The organism is Halomonas sp. YLB-10 (assembly GCF_003856855.1).
GTDB lineage: Bacteria > Pseudomonadota > Gammaproteobacteria > Pseudomonadales > Halomonadaceae > Halomonas > Halomonas litopenaei.
On record NZ_RRCU01000002.1, the window covers coordinates 244,751 to 269,126 of the forward strand.

A 24,376-nucleotide genomic window follows, 5' to 3' on the forward strand; every position below is an offset into this window, starting at 1 on the left:
GTTGAATCCCGGGGAGGCCCAGCATGGCGCTCAAGGAAGTCGCGCTTGGCGGTATCTATTTCAGCCCACTGCTGGTCTACGCCCTGATCGGACTGCTGCTCGCCGCAGTACTACGCTTCGCCCTGCACCGCCTGTGCGGCACCTCTCGGCTGTGGTACGAGGCGTGGCTGGACACCTCTCTTTTCGTTCTGTGCACCGCCGGGGTCGCCTGGTGGGGTGCGCTTGCCAGCGGAGGCGCCTGAATGCGCAAGACCCTGCGCGTGCTGATCACCCTGGCGGTGGTCGCCGCCGCCGTGGCGGCCGGACTGTGGCTGTGGCGCTACTATCTGTACAGCCCCTGGACCCGTGACGCCCGAGTCGGCGCCGACATCATCACCGTGGCCCCCGACGTGTCGGGCCGGGTGATCGCCCTTGCGGTCGACGACAACGACCACGTGGAAAAAGGCCAGGTGCTGTTTCGTATCGACGATGCTCGCTACCAGGCCGCCCTGGCCAAGGCCTCTGCCATCGTCGCCCAGCGTGAGGCCGAGCTTGCACTGAAGGAACACGAGGCGTCGCGGCGAGAGCAACTCAGCCGCCAGGCGATCAGCGCCGAGAATCGCGAAAGCGCCAATCGTGACCGCGATGTCGCCGCCGCCGCCCTCGACCAGGCCCGCAGTGACCTGACCAGCGCCCGCCTGGACCTGGAGCGCACCGAGGTCACCGCCCCGGCCTCGGGGCACCTGATCAACCTCCAGCTCACTCAGGGCAACTACGTCAATCGGGGCACCTCGGTCATGGCGCTGGTGGTGGAAGATTCCTACTACGTCACCGCCTACTTCGAGGAGACCAAGCGCCCTGCCCTGGCGGTGGGCGATCCGGCCAAGGTCATTCTGATGAGCGGCAACCTCGAGCTGGATGGCCACGTCGACAGCATTGGACGAGCCATCGCCAATGACAACGCCACCCCCAACGACCAGCTGCTGCCCCAGGTCGAGCCCACCTTCAGCTGGGTGCGCTTGGCCCAGCGCATCCCGGTACGCATCGCCCTCGACGAGGTGCCGACGAACCTCGACCTGAGCGCCGGCATGACCGCCACGGTGCGGGTCCGGCCCGAGCCTCGCTGATGCCTTTTTCGGTATGGTGGCAGGCCTACCTGACGCCGCCGGCCAGTGCGGTCAAGTTCGCCATCAAGGCCACCCTGGCCATGGCCCTGGCGCTGTACATTGCTCTCTGGTGCGACCTCGATCGTCCCTACTGGGCGCTGATTTCCGCCGCCTTTCTGCAGATCCGCCCGATGAGCGGCATGGTGCTGGAGAAAGGCATCAGCCAGATCACCGGCACCGTCGTCGGCTGCCTCGCCGGCATCGCCATCATGTCGCTGTTCGTGCAGTCGCCGACACCGGCACTGATCTGTCTGACCGCCTGGATCATCCTGTGCGCCTACGCCGCCTCGGTGACCCGCAACAACGCCTCCTTCGGCTGCATCATGGCGGCCGTCACCGCCATGCTGATCGTGGTCATCACCGCCAGCGCCCCCACGGGTCTGTTCGCGGTGGCCGTGGCGCGCCTGTCGGAGCTGGCGCTGGGGGCCATCTGCGCCACCTTGGTCAGCGCCTTGCTGTGGCCGATTCAGGTCCGTGATCATCTCGCCGGCCTGGCCGATCAGGTGGTCAATCAGGCCTTCCTGCACGGCGCCCTGCGCCTGGACAACAGCGCCGATATCGCTGCCCTGCAAGCCACCCTGACCGCCAGTCTGCAACCCCTGACCCAGCTGGAAACCGACAGTCAGGCGGCACGCTACGAAGGCCCGGAAGGCATCGGCCGGCTACGCGCCAGCCATGTGCTGACGGTGCGCACCGCCCGCCTGCTGGCGATCCTCCACGCGCTGCAGCAACTGCTGCGCTCCCACGGCGGCGAGCTGCCATCGTCCACCCGACGCCTGATCGAGGACATGGCCAGTGACCTGCGCCGCAGCGCCGAGGGCAGCGGTGTGGCCCAGGCCCGCCAGCGGCTGCAGGCGCTCAGGCATCGGGCCCTTCAGTGCATGGCCGCAGACTTGGACGAGGGCATAGCCCCGGACTTAGACCAGGCCCCAGACCTGGCCCCAGACCTGGCCTCGGACCAGACCCCAGGCCAAACCACAGCCCGGTGCGGGCGCAGCGCCAGTGGGCCCATCACCAGCGATCCCGCACCGACACGCACTACCGAGTCACCAGAGGCGCTGCTGCAACGGCGCATCCATCTCGGCCTGCGCGAGGCCCTCGGCCACGCTCTGGTCATCCTCGATGCGCGGGAGGCGATCCACACCCCCGGCAAACGCCGCCTCAAGGCGCCGGCGCTGGCCTTTCACCGGGATCATCTGGAAGCCGCCCTCAACGGACTGCGAGCCGGGCTGGTGTTCGCCCTGCTGGCCATCGTCTGGCGCTACACCGCCTGGGACAATGGTCAGATCGCGATGCTGGTCGGCACCCTGTTCTCGGCCTTCTTCGCGACCCGCGACAACCCGGCAGCGGTCGCCGCCACCTTCCTCAAGGGCATGCTGGCGGCGGTGCCCAGCGCCTTGCTGTTCGGCCATGTACTGCTGGCCCAGGCCAACGACTTTGTCACCCTCGCGCTGGTGTTCATGCCGCCTTTGTTCCTTGGTCTGCTGGGCGCCGCCAACCCCCGCTTGATGGGCTATTGCCTGGCCTTCACCATCGGCAACATCCTGCTGACCATGCCCGGCAATGGCATGGACTTTTCCATCGATGGCTTTCTCGGCCGCGCTATCGCCCTGCTGCTCGGGCTCTCCACCGTGGTGATGGCCTTTCGCCTGGCGCCAGGACTCCCCACCACCATTCGCAAGCGCCGGCTGGTCAGCGCCACGGTAGGCGACCTCCACGGGCTTCACCGGCGTAGCCTGCATGAAGCCGAGTCACGCTTCGGTGGTACCATGGCGGACCGCCTACTCAGGCTCGCCCATCACGACGACAGTCTCCCGGAAGAACGCCGCTATCTATTTTCGCTGGGCCTGGTGGGGCTGGACCTTGGCTACGCCAGCCTCAATCTGCGGCGGCGCCTGGGCGGGCGCAGTGACGCGCTCGACCTCGCCCTTGACGACCTTGCCGCCGCCCTCGCCGACGACTACGGCGCCAGCGCCAGAGGCCACGCACCAGATAGAGCTCGTGAATACGGCAACCGGCTGCTGCGGACGCTTGAACGACAGACAAATGACAGCGCCGAATACCGGCTGATGGCGGGCCTGATCGAGCGCTTGACGATGTCGCTGGAGCGCCAGGCCGATCGCTCTCGACAGGCCAGGCAAGCCGCGCCTGCCGTCGGCGTCGCTGGCCGGCAGCGTACTCCAGACCGACAGGGTGCCAAGGCCCCGGGTGTCGACCGATAAGGAGATAGATCCTCGCATGTTTGCCCAACTCTTCGCCGTGATGGCGCCGGTGATCACCGGCGCCGGTCTCGGATTCTTCTGGATCCGCCGCGGTTTCGACTATCCGGTGGCCTTCGTCACCAAACTGGTGTTCAACATCGGTACGCCTGCGTTGGTGATCGCCTCGCTGGCGGGTGCCGAGATCGACGCCTCGAGCTTCGGTCGCACCATGCTGGCGGCCGCCCTGGTGCTGTGCGCCATGGCCGCCCTGGCTTTCGTGCTGGCGCTGGTGCTGCGCAAGGACTGGCGGGTGCTGCTGGCTCCCACCATGTACCCCAACACCGGCAACATGGGGCTACCGGTGATCCTCTACGCCTTCGGCGAGGCTGGCTTCGCCTTCGGCATCACGGTGATGGTGACGGTGTCGCTGTTCCAGTTCACCCTGGGCACCATGCTGGCCAGTCGTGGCAATCCGCTGAAGTCGCTGGTCAAGACGCCCACGGTCTACGCCATCCTGATCTCCATCGCGCTGTTGTTCACCGACACCGAACTGCCGCTGTGGCTGCAGAACAGCGTCGATCTGATTTCAGGCTTCACCGTGCCGCTGATGCTGATCACCCTGGGGGTGTCGCTGGCCAGCATCCAGGTCAGAAGCCTGCGCTCGGGTGTCTGGTTCAGCCTTTTGCGCATCCCCCTGGCGGCGGGCGTGGCCTGGGGCATAGGCATCTGGCTTGACCTGCCCCCCATGGCACTGGCAATCCTGGTGCTGCAGATGAGCATGCCGGTGGCGGTGTTCAACTATCTGTTTGCCCAGAAGTCCCAACGCGAGCCCGCCTATGTGGCGAGCCTGGTGTTCTGTTCCACACTGCTATCCTTGATCTATCTACCGGTGCTGCTGGCGCTGCTGCTGTAACGCGTGTTGACCTTGGCAGGAAAAGCGTCTCCCCCGACCTGTCACGCCATCGCCGCTCGGCATGCCCGGGACTGGGAAGCGGTCCGCCACCGGAAACCCATACTTGCCGTGCGGAGTCTCCATGTTGCGAAGCCTTTTCCTCGCCCTGCTGACATTGTCATTGCCTACAGGCGCCCAGGCGGCGTCGTTGCCCGAGCAGGTACCGGGGCTTCATCACCCGGTCGCGCTCGAGCTGATCACCGATGAGCTGGACACCCCCTGGTCGCTGGCCTTTCTGCCCGATGGGCGCATGCTGGTCGCCGAGCAGCCCGGGACCCTGGCGCTGGTGGATAACGGTGATGTCCAGAGGCTCGACGGCCTGCCGGAGGTCTCACACCGCGGCCAGGGTGGGCTCTTTGACCTGGCGCTGCATCCGCAATTCGGCGATGGCACCCACGACTGGCTCTACTTCAGCTGGGCGCAGCCCGGCAAGGACGGCGACTCGGACGACGCCACGGCGGTATCACGGGTCAGATTCGAGGACGACGCCCTGGGCGCGATAACGCCAATTTTTGTGCAGAATCGCTTTTCCACGCCAGGCCGCCACTATGGTGGCCGCCTGCTGTTCGACGACCAGGGCCTGCTGTGGCTGACCATCGGCGATCGCGGCGTCAGCAAAGGCCGCGCCCAGGACACGGCAGACCACGCCGGCAGCCTGCTCAGGCTGACCGCAGACGGCGATCCCGCGCCGGACAATCCGGGCTTCGACGATGACGCGGCCCCCGAGGTCTACTCGATCGGCCACCGCAACCCTCAAGGCCTTGCCCAGGCTGCCGACGGCACCCTGTGGTCGACCGAGCACGGCCCGCGCACCGGCGACGAACTCAATCGTATTCTGCCCGGCGAGAACTACGGCTGGCCCGAGGTGACCCGCGGACGCGACTACGCCACCAACCTGCCGCTGGGCGTCGACAGTGCCCCGGGCATGCGCGATCCGGTGCATGTGTTCGAAGGACGCTTTGCGCCGTCCGGGCTCGCCGTGGTCAGCGGTGAAGAATTTCCCGCCTGGCAGGGCGATCTGCTGGCGGGCGGGCTTCGCGGCGAGCGACTGCTGCGCCTGCGCCTCGAGGGCGACAGCATCATCGAGCGCGAGGTGGTGCTGGATGGCGAGGTCGGCCGCATCCGCGACGTGCGGCTCGGCCCCGACGGCGCCATCTACCTGCTGACCGACAGCGATCCCGGTCGTCTGATCCGGCTGACGCGGGTGCGCTGAGCGGCGCCGATACGGAGCGCGACAGGAAAATAACTCCCCTTGCCCATGCCGTTCCGGCATGGGCTTCTCCCCCACTTCTACCCAATACCGCACCCACCGGGGCTTTCTCGATTCAGTGAACGTGCGCCCATGCTGAATTTGAATGATCTTTCAAAGACCTTTAGGGTATTGCACCTTTCTGCGCCTCAACGGTGAAAGCTGGCATGCTGTTCAGCCGTGGGGATGCGGCAAGGAGTGCCGCCCCTGACGCAGCCGCGCCAGCGCTGGACGATGAACGCCGACGCCAGGATGCACGTGACGTCGACCTTCATCGTTCGACCGGCTGGACGTGTTTACGCAACCCAACAAGGCACCCCTACCCATGAGCGAGAACCGATCCGTCAAGATCAAGGTTCGCGGGCTGAGCAAGGTCTTCGGCGACCAGCCGAAGAAGGCACTCAAGCTACGCGATGAAGGGCTCAAGCGTCCTGAAATCCTGGACAAGACCGGCCAGACCCTGGGCCTGTCGAACATCGACTTCGACGTCCATGAAGGCGAACTGCTGGTGATCATGGGCCTCTCAGGCTCGGGCAAGTCGACCCTGATCCGCTGCCTCAACCGGCTGATCGAGCCCACCGAAGGCGAGATCATCATCGACGGCGAGGACATTCCGCAGCTCTCCGACAAGGCACTGCTGGAGTGCCGCCGCCGTCACTTCTCGATGGTCTTCCAGAACTTTGCCCTGTTCCCCCACCGTACCGTGCAGCAGAACGCGGAATTCGGGCTGGAGATTCGCGGCATCGACGCCGACACCCGCGCCAAGACCGCCCGTGACGCCCTGACCCAGGTCGGGCTTAACGGATGGGAAGACGCCTACCCCAATCAGCTGTCCGGCGGCATGCAGCAGCGTGTCGGCCTGGCCCGGGCGCTGGCCAATGACTCCACCGTGCTGCTGATGGACGAGGCCTTCTCGGCGCTCGACCCGCTGATCCGCAAGGATATGCAGCAGGAGTTGCTGGAACTCCAGCACCGCATGAAGAAGACCACGGTGTTCATCACCCACGACCTGGACGAAGCGCTGAACATCGGTGACCGCATCGTCCTGCTCAAGGACGGTGAGGTGGTGCAGATCGGCACGCCGGAGGAGATCCTGACCAAGCCGGCCGACGACTACGTCGAGCGCTTCATCGAGGGCGTCGACATGTCCCGGGTGCTGACCGCCGAGAGCGCCATGCGCCCGGTGCGCGCGACCGCCCGCGAGGACGACGGCCCGCGTACCGCACTGCGCAAGATGAAAGAAAACGCCATGGACTCGATCTACGTCACCAGCCGCGATCGCAAGCTCAAGGGACTGGTCGAGGCCGACGCCGCCAACAGCGCCATCCAGAGCGGACAGGACCGACTGGATAGCGTGATGACCCAGGACTTCCGCACCGTGGGTCCCGACGAGCCGCTGCACAATCTGTTCGCGCTGTTCAACGAAAAGAGCTTCCCCATCGCCGTCATCGACGACGAGCGACGCCTGCTGGGCGTGGTGGTCAAGGGCGCGGTACTGGATGAACTGGCACAGGCAGGAGACCACTAATGGCGATCGAGATTCCTCGCATTCCCCTCGGTGACTGGATCGAAACCGGCCTGAGCTGGCTGACCACCGAATACTCTGCCGTCACCCGCGGCATCTCGCGGATTACCCAGACCGGTATCGACGGTCTCAATGACGCCCTGATGTGGCTGCCCGACTGGGCCCTGCTGCTGATCATCGCCGGCCTGTGCTGGAAGATGGCAAGCCCCAGGCTCGCCATCGGCGCGGTCTTGGGCCTTGGCCTGATCTGGAACCTCGATCTGTGGGACCCGATGATCGAGACCCTGACCCTGGTGGTCATCGCCACCCTGGTGGCGGTGGTCATCGCCTTGCCGGTGGGTATCGCCGCGGCGCTGTCCGATCGACTCTATCGTCTGATCATGCCGGTGCTGGACTTCATGCAGACCATGCCGGCCTTCGTCTACCTGATCCCGGCGATTCCGTTCTTCGGTATCGGCTCGGTGTCGGCGATCTTTGCCACCGTGATCTTCTCCATGCCGCCGGCCATTCGCTTCACCACCCTGGGCATCCGCCAGGTACCGGTGGAGCTGATCGAGGCCGCCGATGCCTACGGCGCCACCCGCGGCCAGAAGCTGGTCAAGGTGCAGCTGCCGCTGTCGCTGCCGACGGTGATGGCCGGCATCAACCAGACCATCATGCTGGCCCTGTCGATGGTGGTGATCGCCGCCATGATCGGCGCCGATGGCCTGGGCAGCGAGGTCTGGCGAGCCATCCAGCGACTGCGTCCGGGCGATGGCTTCGAGGCCGGCATCGCGGTGGTCATCCTGGCGATGCTGCTGGATCGCCTGACCCAGTCCCTGCGCAAGGAGCGCAAGCAGTAAACGCTCGACGCGGGCTCCCTCGGCCGGGGGAGCCCGCGGGGCGGCATTTGCAAGACACTGTCGCCTGCTTCACGCTAATACCTCTTATCGCAAGGAGAGTCGCACCATGTCACCCAAGGCAACTCGTTCTCTCGGTCTGGCCCTGGCCATCAGCACCGCCGCCACCAGTGTTCACGCCCAGGACAAGGGCTCCGTGCACCTGGCCTACGTCGAGTGGTCGTCCACCGTGGCGTCGACCAACGTGGTTCGTGCTGTGCTCGAACAGGCCGGCTACGAGGTCGAGACCTCCGCACTGTCTGCCGCGGCCATGTGGCAGTCCGTCGCCAGCGGCGACGCCGACGCTCTGCTCGCGGGCTGGCTGCCGACCACCCACGAGGACTATTACGCGCGCCTCCAGGACCAGCTGGTCGATGCCGGCGTCAACCTCGACGGCACCAAGCTGGGCCTTGCGGTCCCGGCAGATTCCGAGGTCGACTCGATTGATGAGCTCAATGAACACGCCGACCAGTTCAACGGCGAGATCATCGGCATCGATCCCGGTGCCGGCCTGATGCGTCTGACCGAGGAAGTGGTCGACGCCTACGAGCTCGACCTGGACCTGCGCACCGGCAGCGGCGCCACCATGACCGCCGCACTGGGAAGCGCCATCGACCGTGGCGAGCCGATCGTGGTCACCACCTGGACCCCGCACTGGATGTTCGCCCGCTGGGACCTCAAGTACCTCGAGGACCCCCAGGGCGTCTACGGTGGTGCCGAACAGATCCACACCATCGTCCGTCAGGGCCTCGAAGAGGACATGCCGGAGGCCTACGCCATCCTCGAGAACTTCGAGTGGACCACGGAAATGATGGGTGAAGTCATGCTGATGAATCAGGAAGACGACACCGATCCCTACGAAAACGCCCAGAAGTGGGTCGAGGACAACCAGGACGTGGTCAAGGAGTGGCTCGGCGAAGCCTGAGTCCGATAGATGCCACGCCACTGTCATGATGCTGTGGCAATGGTCAGGGGTGCCCCGGGGCGCCCCTGCTGTCGTTGCGGCCAGCACCTGCGTCGCCCACGCGGTGCAAGCGGTCGCCGGCAGAACCTTGGGTCTCGGACGATCGTGGCAAGCTGACCCAGACGTGCCCGGGCGGCCTTCGAACAGATGCCGTTGACGGCACAACTGGCAAGCTGGCTCAGGCAGGCCACACTTCAGGCAGGCTGGACCGTACGGTGTCGATGACAGGCGAGCCAGCCGCGACCCCGCTCCGAGTCGATGGCGTGACGCCACAGTTACCATTTTTAAACGCAAGGGAGATCGCACGTGGAAAAAGACCCCAACCACAAGCCTTCATCTGCCGATACCGGTAGTGAAGGAGTACCGGCCCCGGAGGGGCCAGCCAACCTGATCGATACCGACTACGTTATCGGTCAGGACAATATCGTCACCAAGTCCTTCGGCGTGGATGTGGACCTGCACGGCAAGGTGTTCACCGTCTCGTCGCTGCTGATCCTGGTCTTCGTGATCCTGACCCTGGCCTTTCAGGGCGGCGCCGAGCCGTTCTTCAATGGCATCCGTGGCTGGCTGACCAGCAACCTGTCCTGGGTCTTTCTGCTCGGCGGCAACGTATTCGTGCTGCTGGCACTGGTACTGATCTTCACCCCGCTGGGCAAGGTCCGCATCGGTGGTGCCGAGGCCACGCCCGACTACAGCTACATGGGCTGGTTTGCCATGCTGTTCGCCGCCGGCATGGGCATCGGTCTGATGTTCTATGGCGTGTCCGAGCCGATGACCCATTTCTCCACCGCGCTCGGGGGCACTTCGGTTGGCGAAAACGGCATACGTACCGACTGGGCTCCGCTGGGCGCCGCCGCCGGTGACGAACAGGCCGCGGTCGATCTCGGCATGGCGGCGACCATCTTCCACTGGGGTCTGCACCCCTGGGCGGCCTACGCCATCGTCGGCCTGTCACTGGCTATCTTCGCCTTCAACAAGGGTCTGCCGCTGACCATGCGCTCGGTGTTCTACCCGATCCTGGGCGAGCGCGTATGGGGCTGGCCGGGCCACCTGATCGACATCCTGGCGGTCTTTGCCACCCTGTTCGGTCTGGCCACCTCGCTGGGGCTTGGTGCCTCTCAGGCTGCCGCCGGCCTGAACGAGCTGTTCGGTACGCCGAATACCGACACCACCATGGTGCTGCTGATCGCCGGCATTACCGGCGTTGCGCTGTGTTCCATCATGCTTGGCGTCGAGAAGGGTGTGCAGCGCCTGTCCCAGGTGAACATGGTGCTGGCCTTCCTGCTGCTGGCGTTCGTGATCCTGGTGGGCCCGACTCTGGCCATCGCCACCGGCTTCTTCACCAACCTGGGTCACTACCTGGCCGAGCTGCCGGCGCTGTCCAACCCCTTCGGTCGCGAGGACGCCAACTTCGTTCAGGGCTGGACCGCCTTCTACTGGGCCTGGTGGATCTCCTGGTCTCCGTTCGTCGGCATGTTCATCGCTCGGGTCAGCCGTGGCCGCACCGTGCGTGAGTTCCTCACCGCCGTGCTGCTGGTCCCGACCCTGGTATCGGTGCTGTGGATGACCTCCTTCGGCGGTACCGCCATCGAGCAGTACATCACCGATGGTTTCCAGGGCGTCCAGGACGCCGCCCTCGAGCTCAAGCTGTTCGCCATGCTCGGCGAGCTGCCGCTGGCCTCGATCACTTCCTTCATCGGCATCGTGCTGGTCATCGTGTTCTTCGTGACCTCTTCGGACTCCGGTTCGCTGGTCATCGACTCGATCACCGCCGGCGGCAAGGTCGACGCACCCAAGCCGCAGCGCGTGTTCTGGGCCATCATCGAGGGCGCCATCGCCATCGCCCTGCTGCTGGGCGGCGGTCTTACCGCCCTGCAGGCGGCGGCGGTCTCGACCGGGCTGCCGTTCACCCTGGTGCTGCTGGTGGCCTGCTACGCCATCATCAAGGGCCTGATGAGCGAGCCCAAGGCGGTCTAGGCCAGCCTTGTGCAGACAGCAAGTGCATGAAAAAAGCGGCAGCCCTCGGGCTGCCGCTTTTCTTTTGGCGAGATGGCTGACGTATCGACGGGCAGCTCAACTCCCTTATTCAGCTCCACAGCATGCCGATGGGCGTCTCCGGGCCGTAGTTGCCGGCTACTTGCGCCTGCAGCAATTCCGCCGTGGCGATGGCGTCGGTCAGGGCGTGGTGGCCATGATAATGCGGTAGCCCGTAGCGCAGCCGACTGTCGTGCAGGCGGATCGACCTGGGTGGTCGGCCCATCCAGCGACGAAAGCGCGCCATGGTCGACTGACGGTGGATGCGCGCCTCCAGCGACATGGTGTCGATCACCGGGAAGCTCAGTGACTCCTTCCAGGCCGCTCGTACCGCGGCGTCCAGAAAGGACCTCTCGATATGGCGAAAGTGCACCACCAGCAGGTGGCCGGCCATGGCGCGGAAGACATCGGCGAGCACCTCCTCGATCCGCGGAGCCCCCTGGATATCGGCGTGGGTGATGTGATGAAAGGTCACCGACTCGGCGTTCAGGGTGCGATGGGGACGCACCACCCAGTAGCGCCGCTCGGCGAGCCGAATACGCGACAGCGAAAAGGGCACCAGGCCAATCGAGACGATCTCGTCACGCCTGGGATCGAGCCCGGTGGTCTCCAGGTCCAGTGCCATCAGCGGCGCCTCCTGAATCGGCAGGATCGGCGACAGGTCGGCCCCGGCGAAGAAGTCCACCAGCGCCTGCTGGCGGCTCTTCTGACGTCGGGCGACCAGGTAGTCGTGCCAATCCGGCGCCGAGCGAGTCTTGGGGCGAAGCAACGGCATGGCGGCTACCTGCTGGTAAGGGGATAACGGAACTTGAGGAACTTCTGGGCGTTGCTGAGCGCCTGGAAGGCATCCTTGAGATTGTGTCGCTCCTCGCTGGAGACGTTTTCCGGCTCGATATTGTTGTCGGGCTCGTGCTCGTGCTCCAGATCGATGACCTGGTGACGAATCCGCGACATGGACAGAAACTCGAGCGCGTAGCGCAGCTTGTCACTGACCCCGGGCGCCAGCAACTGGGTGCGATCGATATCGTCCAGGCGGTCAAAGCTGTTCTGGGCGCGGGAACCGCAGGCCAGGGCATGGATACGGATCAGGTCCACCATCGGCGCCGTGCCGCGACGCTTCAGATTGATCGAGTTGTTGTGCTTGCCGTCCTTCTCCATCACGAAGGTGCGGAAGATGCCCAGCGGCGGCGTCCGATTCAGCGCATTACGCGCCATGGCGGAAAGAAAGCGCTTGTGCTTCGACGCCTTGGTGGCGACCAGGTCCTGCAACTCCTCCACCAGCGGATTGTCACCGTGGACCGTGTCCAGATCGAAGAAGATCGAGCTGTGCAGCAGCCCTTCCGGTGACGGCCGCTCGATCCATTCGGTGAAGTAGCCCTTCCACACCGACAGCGGCTGGCGCCACTTCGGATTGGTGGCCATCACGTCCCCCTTGCAGTAGGTATAACCACAGGCGGCCAGGCCATCGCTGACCCGCTTGGCCATGGTCGCGAAGTACTCGTCGTGCAACGCTGGATCGAAGTCATCGGACAGTACCAGAGCATTGTCCTGGTCGGTGACGATGCTCTGCTCGTTGCGCGCCATCGAGCCCAGCGCCATGAAGCAGTACGGCACCGGTGGCGGCCCGAGCTCCTCTTCCGCCATCTCCAGAAGCCGTCGGGTGAAGCTGCGCCCGATGGTCGACAGCGCCTTGCCCACCATCTGCGAGTCGGCACCGTCGTGAACCATGCGCACAAAGGCGGCCTGGACGTCCGGCGCCAGCTTGGCCAGACACTCCACCGACGGCTGATGGAAGATATTGCTGACCAGATAGAGGCTGCTCTGGGTCTCGTAGCGAATGATGTCGGAGAGGTGCACGATGCCCACCGGCGAACGACGGTGCATCACCGGCAGGTGGTGGATATTGTTGCGCAACATGCACAGCATCGCCTCCTGCACCGACTCGTCGGACTGCACCGCGATCAGGCGGCGGCCGGCGACCTCACCCACCGGAGTATCCGGCGACAGCCCCTCGGCCACGACCTTGGTGCGAAAGTCGCTGTCGGTCAGGATCCCGGTGACCTGCCAGTAGCCACCTTCACTATCCTTGAAGGTGTAGCGCGGGTTGTTCTCGGGCTTGTCCAGCACCAGCACCGCCGAGGCTTGGGACTCGCTGATCTGGCGCGCCGCCTCCTGCACCGTGGCTCGCGCCTCGACCATGACGGGATAGCGGGTCAGCAGCTTGCGGATCCGCGTCACCATCATGTCGTTGTTCTTGCGCTGACTTTCCACCGCCGTCTCGAGCCGTGGGCGATCCACCTCGACGAACTCGGCGAACTGCTCGTCGGCTTCGCACAGCTGGTGAAACATCGCCTCGGGGATGAAGTAGATCAGGCTGTCTTCCAGCGCCCTGGCCGGGAAGCGCACGCGACTGTGGCGCAGCAGGCTGAAGTGGCCAAAGATGTCGCCCTCCCCCAGCAGGTTGTAGAGCTCTCCGTTGCGCCGGGTGACCTCCACCGCGCCGCTGCGGATGTAGCAGAACTCCTGATGCACGGCGTCAAGCTCGAGAATGGACGAGCCGGCCTTGAAGTAGCTGACCTGCACCTGCCCGGCGACCTCGTCCAGCAACTCCTCCGACAGCCCGTCAAAGGGCGCAAAGCGCCCCATATGCTGGCTGATTTCCAACAGTTCCGCTTCCATGGTGTCCTCCGCGCGGTCGCCGTGGCTGGCAGCAGGACGCTCCCTGGTCCCCCACCCTCTGACTCTCGGAAGCATGGAGCCGAGGCCAGCGGCTGTAAAGCATTAGCAGTATCTTGATCGGCCTCTCGCCAAACGCCGCAGATGCCATCGAGCGTGGCACGGAGAGCCAGGCATTGCTGACACTGCGACCTGATGACCGACCCATCCTTCGTTGATCACGACTTCACACCCGACCGGCCGCTCGAATCCTCGCCCTGTGCAAACATCTTCAGCACTGCAAACAACAACGCCCGCCGACCTCGAGGGCGGCGGGCGTCGATCTAGGCGGCCAGTCTCTTTGACTGGCGAGAGCGGCGGTCAGCTCACGACTGCGCCATCTCCTGTACGCGCTTCATCATGTCCGGGTTCTGCTGGATAGCCTGACCGATGGCGTTGAAGGTCTCGACCTCGAGCCCGCTCTGCTGGACGGCTTCGACCATCTTCTGGTTGGCCTCGGTGCGCACATCCTGCTGGGCCTGCTGGCCTTCGGCTTCCTGCAGCTGCTGGGTGTAGTCCTGGGAAATCGCGGCGATCTCCTTGGAAGCGTCGGCGAATTTCTCGAGCTGGGCATCAGAGAAATTCTGCGCCTGAGCGGCAGCCTCGACGTCAGCGTTGCCTGACGCCTGCGCGTTTGCTTCCTGGGCATGGGCGGTGGCGCTCATCAGACCAGCAGAAAGCAGGGCGGCGGTGATCAGGGCGGTGAATCGTTGCATGAAGTCCTCCAGGAGGTGGTTGAGAATTCGTCAATCGCTCGCACAGTGTGACGACGCAGTTGCATGAGGGTTCCCCACAATCGTGTTACGAAATGCAAGCCATTTTCGCCTCCGCGTCGCCGGTCGGCGACAACCGCCAGAGGCCACGGCAGGCCATGGGGATAAGCGTCATGATACGCCACGCAATTCTTCGGCGAAGCACCGAAAAAGGCGTGTTGCCTGCCACTGCTGAACATCTTGCAAAAACGCCTCCGGCCAAGTCGGCCGGAGGCGTTGTCATGACACCGCCCGACTAGCCGTAGGCCAGGTTGGGCAGCCAGGTGACCAGCGCCGGGAACATGATCACCAGCAGCAGGCCCACCGCTTGCAGCGCAAGGAAGGGAAAGGACGAACGGAAGATCTGGCCCATGGTGATATGCGGCGGACACACCCCCTTGATGTAGAACAGCGCATAGCCGAACGGCGGGCTGAGGAAGGACATCTGCATATTGACCAGGTAGATCACCCCGAACCACAGCGAGACGTCGGCGGGGTCCACACCGGGCAGGCCAAATACCCCGGTGAAGTCCAGCCCCTTGATCAGCGGTACGAAGATCGGCACCGCCAGCAGCAGGATACCGACCCAGTCCAGGAACATCCCCAGCGCCACCAGCAGCACCATCATCAGCGCCAGCACCGCGTAGGGGCCAAGCCCTGCCCCGGCGATCAGCTCCTGCACGAAGGTCTGGCCGCCCTGCAGGATGTAGAAGCCGACGAAGATGCTGGCACCGAAGATGATCCACATGACCATGGCGGTCGCCACCAGGGTGGTCATGCAGGCGGCGTGCAGGTTGGGCCAGGTCAGCCGCTTGTGCATCGCCGCCACCACCAGCGCACCGAAGGTGCCGATACCCGCCGCTTCCACCGGGGTCGCCACCCCGGTGAAGATGATGCCGAGCACCAGCAACACCAGGGCGATAGGCGCCAGCATATTGCGCAGCAGGCGCAGCTTCTCGGCGGTGGAGACCCGGTCTTCCTCCGGCATCGGCGGCGCCACCTTGACGTTCAGGGTGCCCCTTAGCCAGCAGTAGAAGGCGTACATGCCGGCCAGCAACAGGCCAGGAATCAGCGAGCCCAGGTAGAGCTCGCCCACCGACTGCTGGGCGATGACGCCGTAGATGATGGCCAGGATGGACGGCGGGATGAGGATACCCAGGGTGCCCCCGGCCATGATCGATCCCAGCGCGATCTCAGGCTGGTAGTTGCGCTTGAGCATGGCCGGCAGCGCGATCAGGCCCATGGTCACCACCGCCGCGCCGATCACCCCGACCATGGCGGCCAGCAGCGTCGAGGCGATGATGGTAGCGATCGCCAGGCCCGCCTTGAGACCGCCCATCCACTTGTAGACCACATCGAACAGCTCTTCGATGATGCCGGCCTTCTCCAGTACCGAGGCCATGAAGATGAACAGCGGAATGGCCGAGAGCTGGTAGTTGGTCATCATCGGGAAGATGCGCGAAGGCATCAGGTTCAGCATGTGCTGATCGCCCACCAGGTAGAGGAACACCACCCCCAGACCGCCGGTAACGAAGGCCAGCGGTAGCCCCGCTACCAGCACCACCATCAGGGTGCCGAACATCAACAGGGTCAGCGCGCCGATACCCACCGTGGACAGCGAGTTCTCAAGGCTAAGCGCCAGGCTCTCGTAGTCGGTCAGGGCGATATTGACGATTTCGTGGATGGTGTAGGCGCCGAGGATCACCGCCAGCACCACCAGAATGCTGGCAAACACCGTCGAGCCTTCGTGGTGCTCGCGGTGGTGACGATAGGCCTGGAGGTCCTTGATCAACTGCGCGATCCCCTGCAACAGCAGCAGCAAGGCACCGAAGAACAGCATGAACTTGACCGGGAAGTACTGCACCGCCCATTCGGTGAAGGACACCTCGTTGGCGTAGCTGTCACCGAACCACCAGACGTCGCTGACCGACTGCGAGAAGAAACGCCAGCCGGTGGTCAACAGCGCCAGGGTGAAGATGAAGAAGAAGATCGAGGTGACCAGGTCCAGCGCGGCCTTGTTGAGCGGCGCCGCCCGCTGGTAGAGGATATCGACGCGCACATGCCCGCCCTCGCGCAGCGCGAAGGCACCCGCCAGCAGGTACTGCATGCCGAACATCAGGGTCATCGACTCGTGAGCCCAGTTGGTCGGCGAGTTGAAGGCGTAGCGCAGCACCACCTCGTAGGTGAACACGAAGGGCGCGATCAGCGACCAGTAGGCCACGTAGCGCCCGGCAAAGCCGGAAATGCGGTCGATGCCGCGGGTCACCACATTGCCAGGCGCTGCGTAGGCCTGCTCGCTCGTCGCGACGGGGGTCTCGGCGGTATCGCCACCGCTCACCTCGCCACCCCGGCGGAAGCTTCGATCCACCAGCAGCATCACGATCAGCGGCAGTCCTGCCAGCACCGCCCAATAGAGCCAGTGCGGCAGAACGAAATCAATCTGTAGATTCATTGACGCTCCTCCGCTGGTCGCCAGGCGTTTCGCCAGGCGACCACGGAATATTCATCGACGTCGACCGGGTCGCCCCGGTCGACACGTGCAGGCCTAGGCGTTGAGCTCGAAGTCCTTGATGTCCTCTTCGGTGATCAGTGCCACCGACGGATCGAGCATGGTGTTGAGGTGGGCACGGAACAGCTTGGCCGCGTCCGGATCCTTGTTGGCCCATTCGAACCACAGCGGGATCGCGGCGTCGCGGAAGCGGTCGGCGTCGTCCTCTGACAGGTGGATGATCTCGACGCCCTTCTCGCGGTACTTGGGCCAGGCCTCGGCGTTGGCCTTCTGGATGGCGGCGTAGTGCTCGCGGGAGTAGGCCGCGACCAGGTCATGCATCAGGTCCTTGGTCTGGTCGGACATGCGCTCGTAGACCCGGCGATTGACCGCGATATCCATCAGGTCGACCGCCTGGTGCAGACAGGGAGTCGAGGGCGGGCCCATGATGATGTAGTCGGTCACCTGCCAGAAGCCCAGCTCGAAGTTGACCGCCGCACCGGTGTAGTCGGCGGCGTCGATGGTGCCCTTCTCCAGCGCCGGGTAGACCTCGGAGCCCGGCAGCAGCGTGGTACGCGCACCGATCTTGGCGAAGGTCTCGGCGACGATGCCGCCGGGCATGCGGATCTTCACCCCTTCGAAGTCATCGAAGCTTCTCAGCGGCACCTTGGAATGGATCAGGTTGAGGTCGTGGTGGACGTAGCCCAGCAGCTCCTGACCCTGCTTGCGGTAGAGGTCCTTGGCGATGCCGAAACCGCCGTAGGCACCGAACATCATGTCCCACTGGTGGGGTACCGACAGGCCCATGGGATAGGCGGTGAGAAAGACCCCAGCGGGCATCTTGCCCGGCCAGTAGACGGTGAACCAGTTCTGGCCGTCGAGCACGCCGTTGCGCACCGCGTCGGCTACCTCGAAGGCACCGGCCACGGCTCCGGCCGGGAACGGCTCGATGGTGACCTCGCCGCTGGTGGCCTCGGCGACGCCGGCGGCCCACTCCTCGAAGATGCGGTAGCCGGTGGTGCCGGGCTGCCAGGATGACTGCATGCGGATGCGGATGCCCTGCTGAGCCTGGACGTTGCCGACCCAGGGTGCCGCCACCGCGGCGGCGGAACCAACCGCAGCAGCCTTCAGAAAGCGGCGGCGGTCCGGGGTCGCGATGCGTTCGGACAGGGAGGCCGTTGGCGAGGCCGTATCAAGGTCTTGCTGGGGCTTGTCTAGCCGGGACATGGCATAACTCCTGGTGGATCGGTGCGGTCTCGATCTGCCGCACCCGGTGTGTTGTTGTTGTCGATCCATGGCATCGTCATGAGCGCTCGAGGCACTTTCGCCGCAAGCTAGGCCCACCTGTTGCAAGCGATTTGCGCCGCTGCGCTCTTGAGCCGGGCGTTGCCCGTGCGCGTCCTTGCGAGGACCTCCTCGGGGCATGAACGGGACATCGCTTCGATGCAAGCGAGGCGTCCCCCTCCCGGGGCGTCATCGAAAAGAAAGCTAGCGAAAAGGCCCCCGGCGGCCAACGGCCCCATTCAACGCAACCTGTCTGCATTATTGGTCTGACCAGCGGCCATTTCGCCTATAAACTGCGCAAAAACAAGCATCGGCGTGGTCAGACCAATCTCACTCTCCCTCCACGACCTACGACCAAAGCACGAGAGCAACGCTTGGCAATCCCCTCCTTGAGGGAGGCGGGATAGGGCATCATGATTGGGCGCTCGCCCTGCCGATGACATGAACCACAAGGAAGTCCCCGCGATGCCACCCTCAGTGATCACCGCCCAGCCCCCGCTTGCCGCATCGTGTGTCGGGTGGCCGCTTGCCGCAGCTTGTTCGGGGTGCCCGCCTACCGCGCAGTGTGTCGGGTGCCCGCTTACCGCACCTTGTGCGAGGTGCCCGTGAGCCGCCCCGCCCTGCCGTCCTGGCTATTGCCGGCCATGCCGCTGGTGTTCGTGGTGCTGTGGAGCACCGGCTTCATCGGTGCCAAGTTCGGCCTGCCCTACGCCGAGCCCTTCACCTTCCTGAGCATTCGCTTCGCCGCCACCCTGGCGCTGCTGGTCCCCATCGTCTGGCTGACCCGCTCGGCCTGGCCGTCGAGTCCCCGTCTGTGGGGGCATGTGGCGGTGTCCGGCTGTCTGGTTCACGGCGGCTATCTGGGCGGCGTGTTCTACGCCATCAGCCTGGGCATGCCGGCGGGACTGGCGTCCCTGCTGGTGGGGTTGCAACCCTTGCTGACCGCTGCGCTGGCGGGCCCCCTGCTGGGCGAGCGGCTGTCTGCGCTGCAGTGGATGGGACTGGCCCTGGGGCTGGCCGGGGTCAGCCTGGTGCTGGGAGGCAAGATGGACCTGTCGGCGCTGTCCTTCGAAGGGTTTGGCTGGCCGGCGCTGGCCTGCACCCTGGTGGCGCTGGTGGGGATTTCGCTGGGGACGCTGTACCAGAAGCGCTATTGCAGCGGCATGCCGCTGCTCGGCGGCACCGTGGTGCAGTACCTCGGGGCGCTGGCCTTGCTGGGCGCCGGCTGCCTGCTGCTGGAAACCCGCGAGGTGGAGTGGTCGCTGACCTTTGTGCTGACGCTGGGCTGGCTGGTGCTGGTGCTGTCCATCGCCGCCATCATGCTGCTGATGATGCTGATCAAGCGTGGCGAGGCGTCCCGCGTCGCCAGCCTGTTCTACCTGGTGCCGCCGGTCACCGCGGTGGAGGCCTGGTGGCTGTTCGATGAAGGGCTGCCGCCGGTATCCCTGATCGGCATGGCGCTGGCCATTGCCGGCGTCGCCCTGACCGTGCGGGCCAAGAAGCCCCGGGCGTCCTGAACGGCCGCTTAAGGCGCTACACTTTCACCTTGCGAAAGCGGGCATTGATGACGCAGTAGGTACCGTAGTTCATCAGTCCACCGGCCACGGCGGCGAGCAGCCACGGGCCGAAGGGCTGGGCGGCCAGGGTATCCAGGGTGCCGCCGAGCCCTTCCGCCTTGGCGGGATCGACCTGCCAGGCGGCCACCAGCAGGAAACTGCCGATCAGCGCGAACACCAGCCCCCTGGCGGCCAGCCCCCAGCGGCTGAGGCCCGAGGCCAGATCACGCTGGCGTTGGCTCATGTCCTGCTGACGCCAGCGATTGAGATAGCTGCGCGCCAGCGCGCGCCACGACTGACGCAGCCCCACGCCGATAAAGATCGCCCCCAGAATCGCCACCAGCCAGACGCCGCCGGGGTGCGACATCAGCATGGCGGTGCGCTCCTCTGCGCCGCCGGTGGTCTCCTGGGGATCGTCCAGCAGCTCGACACCATACCAGCCGAGACTGGCGTAGATGCCACCGCTGATGACCAGCGCCAGGCGGGTGCCCAGGGCCTTCCAGCTACGCCCGCGGTGCTCGACATCGAACAGCCCCTGCAAGCCCCGCCAGGCGGCGTAGGCGTAGAGCCCCAGCACCAGGGCTCCCAGCATCAGGGTGCCGAAGGGCTGGCGAGCCAGGTGTGCCAGCGCCTCCTTGGTACCGACGTTGTCGCCGCCAAGGCCCACAGCGCCGAGAGCCGCCAGCACGCCGATCAGCAGGTACACCAGCCCCTTGGCGGTATAGCCCAGGCGGGCGATGATGACGATCAGTCGGCGCCGGTGGCGCAGCAGGCACTGCAACGAGGGCATGGGGGCTCCTGTCGGGATTAGGGTCCCCCATCCTCCCCAAAAATGCCTGATACGGCAAAGCCTATCGTGCCGAATCCTCAGCCGACAGACGCGTCAGGGCGAACCCGGCGATGGCCGTGTCCTGGACACCGGTACCGGTCAGGTCGCATACCGTGATGGTGGCGTCCGACAGCCGCAGACGCTCGCCGCGGGCAATGACCGCGCCCAGTTCGTGGACCTTGAAGGGTACCTCTCGACCGGCAAGGGCCTTGAGTTCGCCGTTGGACTCGCTCTGGGGCCGGGTATCGCAGACGAAGGCGTCCGCCCGGGTCAGCACGCTCTCGGCCAGTTCACGCTTGTCGGGACTGTCGGAGCCCATGGCGGTGACGTGGACGCCCTCCGGCAGGTCCGCCGCCTCGAGGATCGGCGTCTGCGACGGCGTCGTGGTGACGATGATGTCGGCCGCTCGGCAGGCCTCGCGCACGCTGTCGTGAACGGCGACCTCGAGACCCGCAGCGCGCATGCGGGTAGCGTATTCCTCGGCGGCCTGGGGCCTTCGCGCCCAGACGTCGATGGCGGTGATGTCGCGCACCAGCCGCAGCGCCTCGACCTGCTTGACCGCCTGCTCGCCGGCCCCCAGCACCGCGACCCGGCGGCTGTTCTCCCGCGACAGGTGCTTGGCGGCGATGGCGCCGGCCAGGGCGGTGCGCACCATGGTCAGGTAGCCCTCGTCGAACAGCACCGCATCGACCAGCCCGGTGCGCGCGGAGAACACCATCATCAGCCCGTTGAGGCTTGGCAGCCCCAGCTTGGGGTTGTCGAAGAAGCCGGGGCTGACCTTGATGGCGAAGCGCTCGTTGCCACGAATATGGGCGGTCTTGACGTCGACCTCGCCGTTGGCCTCCTCGATGGCCATGGACAGGATCGGCGGTTGCACCACCTCGCCACGGCCCAGGGCGGCGAAACCGGCTTCCACCGCCGCCAGCGCGTCCTGGTCGATGGCGACCGCCTGGCTGATCTGCTCACGCTTGTAGAGTTGCATCCTTGGCTCCTGATCGGGTTGTTGCTGGGCTTGTCTGTCGGTGGTTGGCCTTGAATCTATCGCGGGCCGTCACTGGCACAATCCGCCGCCAGGCGGCGCGCCTGATCGAGGGTATCCAGTGACACCCCGTTGCCGGAAAGCACCAGCACGACCCGCTCCCCCTTGACCTCGAGGTGGCCCTCGGCCAGTGCCGCCAGTCCCACGGCGGCGGCACCTTCGACCAGCAGTTTCTCGCTTTCGAGCATGTCCACCATGGCCTGGGCGATGGCGCCTTCCGACACCTGACAGTGGTCGTCCATCACCGCTTCGACCAGCGCCAGGGTGCAGCGGTTGTCGAGGCCGATGCCGCCGCCCAGCGAGTCGCCCAGGCTCTCGACCTCTTCCACCGCCACCGGCTTGCCGGCCTTGAGGCTCTCGCACATGGCCGCCCCCGCCGACAGACTGACCCCGCTGATTCTGGCCTGGGGTCGAACGCCCTTCAGCGCGGCGCCGATGCCGCCGAGCAGACCACCGCCGGACAGCCCGACGATGACCCGATCGACCCGCGGCAGGTCCTCGAGGATCTCGATGCCGATGGTGCCCTGCCCCGCCGCGATCAGCGGATCATCGAAGGGCGGAATCAGCGTCATGCCCTCTTCCTGCACCAGCCTCGCCACCTCCTCGAAGGCATCGTCCTGGCTGGCGCCGACGCGACGCACCTCGGCACCGAGCGCCTCGATGGCAGCGACCTTGTTGGCCGGCACCAGCCGCGACAGGCAGATCACCGCCGGCACCCCCAGGCTGGAGGCGGCGTAGGCCACGGCACGGCCATGATTGCCGGTGGAGGCGGTGGTGACGCCCTGGGCCAGGGCCTCGCGTCCATGGCGCTCGATCAGTGCGGCGATCATGTTGGTGGCACCGCGCAGCTTGAAGGCGCCGGTGGGCTGCAGCGTCTCGAGCTTGAGATAGACCTCGGCGTCGAAGCGTTCGGACAGGGCCCGCGACAACACCAGTGGCGTACGCGTTACCTGACCGGCGATGCGTCCCCGGGCCTTGAATATCTCGTTCAGGGTCACGCCGTGACTCGGGCAAGGGGGTGAATCCACCTTCATGACCTTCTCCTTGAACTCATATCGTGAAGACCGGTTGCCAATGCCGGGAGGGCAGGCGTTGTCGGCGGTTCGGCGCTCGCCTATCTGTTCCGCGCTCGCCTACCTGAATGAAAACCGACAGGGGCCGCCTCCTTCAAGGAAGCGGCCCCTCTTGCACCTGCCAAGGTGCGGGCGTCAGGCCAGACACCGGCCTGGGCTCAACCAGGCATCGGACCAGGCATCGGTCCAGGCATCAGGCCGTCTGCAGTACGCCTTCCTTGACCAGCTCGTCGGTGACCTTGTTCACCGCACGCTCGGCGCGGGCAACGATCTCGTCGACCTCGTCACGGGTGGTGACCAGCGGCGGCGCGAAGCCGAGGATGTCCCCCTGGGGCATCGCCCGGGCGATCAGGTTCTGCTCCAGCGCAGCGGCGGCGATGCGTGCACCGACCTTGTGGCTGGGATCGAAGGGACGACGAGTCTCCGGGTCCACGGCGAATTCCAGCGCCGCCAGCATGCCGACACCGCGGGTCTCGCCGACGATCGGGTGATCGCCGAAGGCGGCCTGCATGCGGCTCTGCAGATAGGCGCCGGTATCACGGGCGTTGCCGGTCAGGTCCTCGCGCTCGATGATCGCCAGGTTGGCAAGGGCAGCGGCACAGCCCAGGGCGTGACCGGAGTAGGTCCAGCCGTGGCCGATCGGGCCCAGCTCGCTGGTGCCCTGCTCCAGCACCTGCCACACGCGATCGCCGACGATCACCCCGGACAGCGGCTGGTAGGCGCTTGTCAGGCCCTTGGCGATGGTGATCAGGTCGGGCTTGATGCCGTAGGCATGGCTACCGAAGTCGGCACCGATACGGCCGAAACCACACACCACCTCGTCGGCGATCAGCAGGATGTCGTACTTGTTCAGTACCGCCTGGATCGCCTCCCAGTAGCCTTCCGGCGGCGGCACGATACCACCGGTGCCGAGCACCGGCTCACCGATGAAGGCCGCCACGGTGTCCGGGCCCTCGGCCAGGATCATCTCTTCGAGCTTGGCCGCACAGTGGGCGGAGAACTCGCGCTCGCTCATGTTTTCCTGCTCGGCGCTGCGCTGGTAGTAGTGCGGCGCTTCGGTGTGCAGGATGCCGGCCATGGGCAGGTCGAACTGGTCATGGAAGGCCTTGAGCCCGGTCAGCGAGCCGGTGGCGAGACCGGAACCGTGATAGCCGCGCTGACGCGAGATGACCTTCTTCTTCTGCGGACGACCGAGCACGTTGTTGTAGTAGCGCACCAGCTTGAGCTGGGTCTCGTTGGCATCGCTGCCGCCGAGGCCGTAGTAGACCTTGGACATGCCGGGGCCGGCGAGCTTGAGGATCTGCTCGGACAGGGCGATCTGCGGCTCGTTGGAGTGACCCACGTAGGTGTGGTAGTAGGACATCTCCAGCGCCTGCTGGTAGATGGCCTCGGCCACCTCGGTACGGCCGTAGCCGATGTTGACGCAGTACAGCCCGGCAAAACCGTCGATGAACTCGCGACCGTCCTTGTCGACGATGTTGATGCCCTTGCCGCCGGTGATCACGCGGCCCGGTGCGTCGCCATGGGCGAAGTCACGCAGGTGGGTGGAGGCGTGGAAGGTTACCTTGCGGTCGCGGTCGATCAGGTCCTGATGGGTGCTCATCTCGTTTCCTTTTTTTCCTTGGACCGCCCTCGCCGGGAGGGCGGCGTCATCTGTTCATCGAAAGGTGGCCGGCCCGCTGTCGGGCCGGC

At 65.5% G+C, this 24,376-nt stretch carries 19 protein-coding genes; 10 read left to right on the forward strand and 9 right to left on the reverse strand.

Going from position 1 to position 24,376, the window contains the following annotated elements; translation table 11 throughout:
* Positions 1-23: 23 nt before the first annotated feature.
* The 9 genes from EBB56_RS05020 (at position 24) to EBB56_RS05060 (ending at position 10,891) form a co-directional block, all read left to right on the forward strand.
* Positions 24-242: a DUF1656 domain-containing protein gene (locus tag EBB56_RS05020; RefSeq protein ID WP_108132484.1), complete on the forward strand. Its 219-nt coding sequence runs from the start codon at positions 24-26 to the stop codon at positions 240-242.
* Complete coding sequence (locus tag EBB56_RS05025) at positions 243-1,106, forward strand: efflux RND transporter periplasmic adaptor subunit (RefSeq protein ID WP_124803208.1); 864 nt, start codon at positions 243-245, stop codon at positions 1,104-1,106.
* Positions 1,106-3,367: an FUSC family protein gene (locus EBB56_RS05030; RefSeq protein ID WP_124803210.1), complete on the forward strand. Its 2,262-nt coding sequence runs from the start codon at positions 1,106-1,108 to the stop codon at positions 3,365-3,367. The genes EBB56_RS05025 and EBB56_RS05030 overlap by 1 nt, the downstream gene beginning before the upstream one ends.
* Before the next feature lie 16 nt (positions 3,368-3,383).
* A complete protein-coding gene (locus EBB56_RS05035; protein WP_045992015.1) occupies positions 3,384-4,259 on the forward strand; it encodes an AEC family transporter in 876 nt (291 codons plus the stop codon).
* A 121-nt stretch (positions 4,260-4,380) separates the two neighbouring features.
* Positions 4,381-5,511 (forward strand): PQQ-dependent sugar dehydrogenase, encoded by a 1,131-nt coding sequence (locus tag EBB56_RS05040; RefSeq protein ID WP_124803212.1) that lies wholly within the window; start codon positions 4,381-4,383, stop codon positions 5,509-5,511.
* A gap of 361 nt (positions 5,512-5,872) precedes the next feature.
* Complete coding sequence (locus tag EBB56_RS05045; protein ID WP_045992017.1) at positions 5,873-7,075, forward strand: glycine betaine/L-proline ABC transporter ATP-binding protein; 1,203 nt, start codon at positions 5,873-5,875, stop codon at positions 7,073-7,075.
* 5 nt (positions 7,076-7,080) lie between these two features.
* Positions 7,081-7,914 carry a proline/glycine betaine ABC transporter permease gene (locus EBB56_RS05050; RefSeq protein WP_045992040.1) on the forward strand — a complete coding sequence of 278 codons (834 nt, stop codon included), beginning with the start codon at positions 7,081-7,083 and terminating at the stop codon, positions 7,912-7,914.
* A 106-nt stretch (positions 7,915-8,020) separates the two neighbouring features.
* Positions 8,021-8,875 carry a glycine betaine ABC transporter substrate-binding protein gene (locus EBB56_RS05055; RefSeq protein WP_124803214.1) on the forward strand — a complete coding sequence of 285 codons (855 nt, stop codon included), beginning with the start codon at positions 8,021-8,023 and terminating at the stop codon, positions 8,873-8,875.
* Between the two features lie 345 nt (positions 8,876-9,220).
* On the forward strand, positions 9,221-10,891 hold the full coding sequence (locus EBB56_RS05060; protein ID WP_124803216.1) for a BCCT family transporter: 1,671 nt from the start codon (positions 9,221-9,223) through the stop codon (positions 10,889-10,891).
* Positions 10,892-11,000: 109 nt separating this feature from the next.
* On the opposite strand, the gene EBB56_RS05065 is transcribed toward EBB56_RS05060, so the two are convergent.
* The 5 genes from EBB56_RS05065 to dctP all read right to left on the reverse strand — a co-directional run bounded on the left by EBB56_RS05065 (position 11,001) and on the right by dctP (position 18,130).
* A complete protein-coding gene (locus tag EBB56_RS05065) occupies positions 11,001-11,723 on the reverse strand; it encodes a 3'-5' exonuclease (protein WP_045992020.1) in 723 nt (240 codons plus the stop codon).
* 5 nt (positions 11,724-11,728) lie between these two features.
* Positions 11,729-13,627: a DUF294 nucleotidyltransferase-like domain-containing protein gene (locus tag EBB56_RS05070; protein WP_124803218.1), complete on the reverse strand. Its 1,899-nt coding sequence runs from the start codon at positions 13,625-13,627 to the stop codon at positions 11,729-11,731.
* A gap of 362 nt (positions 13,628-13,989) precedes the next feature.
* Positions 13,990-14,379, reverse strand: a complete 390-nt coding sequence (locus EBB56_RS05075) for a DUF4168 domain-containing protein (protein WP_108132478.1) — start codon at positions 14,377-14,379, stop codon at positions 13,990-13,992.
* 292 nt (positions 14,380-14,671) lie between these two features.
* Positions 14,672-16,867, reverse strand: coding sequence for a TRAP transporter large permease subunit (locus EBB56_RS05080; RefSeq protein WP_124803220.1), 2,196 nt, complete (start codon positions 16,865-16,867; stop codon positions 14,672-14,674).
* Positions 16,868-16,960: 93 nt separating this feature from the next.
* Positions 16,961-18,130, reverse strand: coding sequence for a TRAP transporter substrate-binding protein DctP (dctP, locus tag EBB56_RS05085; protein ID WP_083970293.1), 1,170 nt, complete (start codon positions 18,128-18,130; stop codon positions 16,961-16,963).
* A 701-nt stretch (positions 18,131-18,831) separates the two neighbouring features.
* On the opposite strand from dctP, the gene EBB56_RS05090 reads away from it, so the two are divergent.
* Positions 18,832-19,704 carry a DMT family transporter gene (locus tag EBB56_RS05090; RefSeq protein WP_045992043.1) on the forward strand — a complete coding sequence of 291 codons (873 nt, stop codon included), beginning with the start codon at positions 18,832-18,834 and terminating at the stop codon, positions 19,702-19,704.
* A 16-nt stretch (positions 19,705-19,720) separates the two neighbouring features.
* Here EBB56_RS05090 and EBB56_RS05095 read toward each other — a convergent pair whose 3' ends face one another.
* From EBB56_RS05095 to EBB56_RS05110, 4 genes are all read right to left on the reverse strand, one after another.
* Positions 19,721-20,533 (reverse strand): DUF1206 domain-containing protein, encoded by an 813-nt coding sequence (locus tag EBB56_RS05095; RefSeq protein ID WP_045992023.1) that lies wholly within the window; start codon positions 20,531-20,533, stop codon positions 19,721-19,723.
* A 61-nt stretch (positions 20,534-20,594) separates the two neighbouring features.
* Positions 20,595-21,554 (reverse strand): cyclodeaminase, encoded by a 960-nt coding sequence (locus tag EBB56_RS05100; RefSeq protein WP_124803222.1) that lies wholly within the window; start codon positions 21,552-21,554, stop codon positions 20,595-20,597.
* Positions 21,555-21,610: 56 nt separating this feature from the next.
* Entirely contained in the window at positions 21,611-22,645 is a 1,035-nt protein-coding gene (eutB, locus tag EBB56_RS05105) for a hydroxyectoine utilization dehydratase EutB (RefSeq protein ID WP_124803224.1), read from the reverse strand.
* A 232-nt stretch (positions 22,646-22,877) separates the two neighbouring features.
* Positions 22,878-24,287 (reverse strand): aminotransferase, encoded by a 1,410-nt coding sequence (locus EBB56_RS05110; protein WP_045992026.1) that lies wholly within the window; start codon positions 24,285-24,287, stop codon positions 22,878-22,880.
* Between the last annotated feature and the right edge of the window lie 89 nt (positions 24,288-24,376).

Coding starts and splice junctions, on each gene's coding strand:
- EBB56_RS05045 (WP_045992017.1), top strand. CDS start 5,873: ATGAGCGAGAACCGATCCGTCAAGATCAAGGTTCGCGGGCTGAGCAAG.
- EBB56_RS05030 (WP_124803210.1), top strand. CDS start 1,106: ATGCCTTTTTCGGTATGGTGGCAGGCCTACCTGACGCCGCCGGCCAGT.
- eutB (WP_124803224.1), bottom strand. CDS start 22,645: ATGAAGGTGGATTCACCCCCTTGCCCGAGTCACGGCGTGACCCTGAAC.
- dctP (WP_083970293.1), bottom strand. CDS start 18,130: ATGTCCCGGCTAGACAAGCCCCAGCAAGACCTTGATACGGCCTCGCCA.
- EBB56_RS05020 (WP_108132484.1), top strand. CDS start 24: ATGGCGCTCAAGGAAGTCGCGCTTGGCGGTATCTATTTCAGCCCACTG.
- EBB56_RS05100 (WP_124803222.1), bottom strand. CDS start 21,554: ATGCAACTCTACAAGCGTGAGCAGATCAGCCAGGCGGTCGCCATCGAC.
- EBB56_RS05040 (WP_124803212.1), top strand. CDS start 4,381: ATGTTGCGAAGCCTTTTCCTCGCCCTGCTGACATTGTCATTGCCTACA.
- EBB56_RS05080 (WP_124803220.1), bottom strand. CDS start 16,867: ATGAATCTACAGATTGATTTCGTTCTGCCGCACTGGCTCTATTGGGCG.
- EBB56_RS05090 (WP_045992043.1), top strand. CDS start 18,832: ATGCCGCTGGTGTTCGTGGTGCTGTGGAGCACCGGCTTCATCGGTGCC.
- EBB56_RS05110 (WP_045992026.1), bottom strand. CDS start 24,287: ATGAGCACCCATCAGGACCTGATCGACCGCGACCGCAAGGTAACCTTC.
- EBB56_RS05025 (WP_124803208.1), top strand. CDS start 243: ATGCGCAAGACCCTGCGCGTGCTGATCACCCTGGCGGTGGTCGCCGCC.
- EBB56_RS05095 (WP_045992023.1), bottom strand. CDS start 20,533: ATGCCCTCGTTGCAGTGCCTGCTGCGCCACCGGCGCCGACTGATCGTC.
- EBB56_RS05055 (WP_124803214.1), top strand. CDS start 8,021: ATGTCACCCAAGGCAACTCGTTCTCTCGGTCTGGCCCTGGCCATCAGC.
- EBB56_RS05065 (WP_045992020.1), bottom strand. CDS start 11,723: ATGCCGTTGCTTCGCCCCAAGACTCGCTCGGCGCCGGATTGGCACGAC.
- EBB56_RS05075 (WP_108132478.1), bottom strand. CDS start 14,379: ATGCAACGATTCACCGCCCTGATCACCGCCGCCCTGCTTTCTGCTGGT.
- EBB56_RS05070 (WP_124803218.1), bottom strand. CDS start 13,627: ATGGAAGCGGAACTGTTGGAAATCAGCCAGCATATGGGGCGCTTTGCG.
- EBB56_RS05035 (WP_045992015.1), top strand. CDS start 3,384: ATGTTTGCCCAACTCTTCGCCGTGATGGCGCCGGTGATCACCGGCGCC.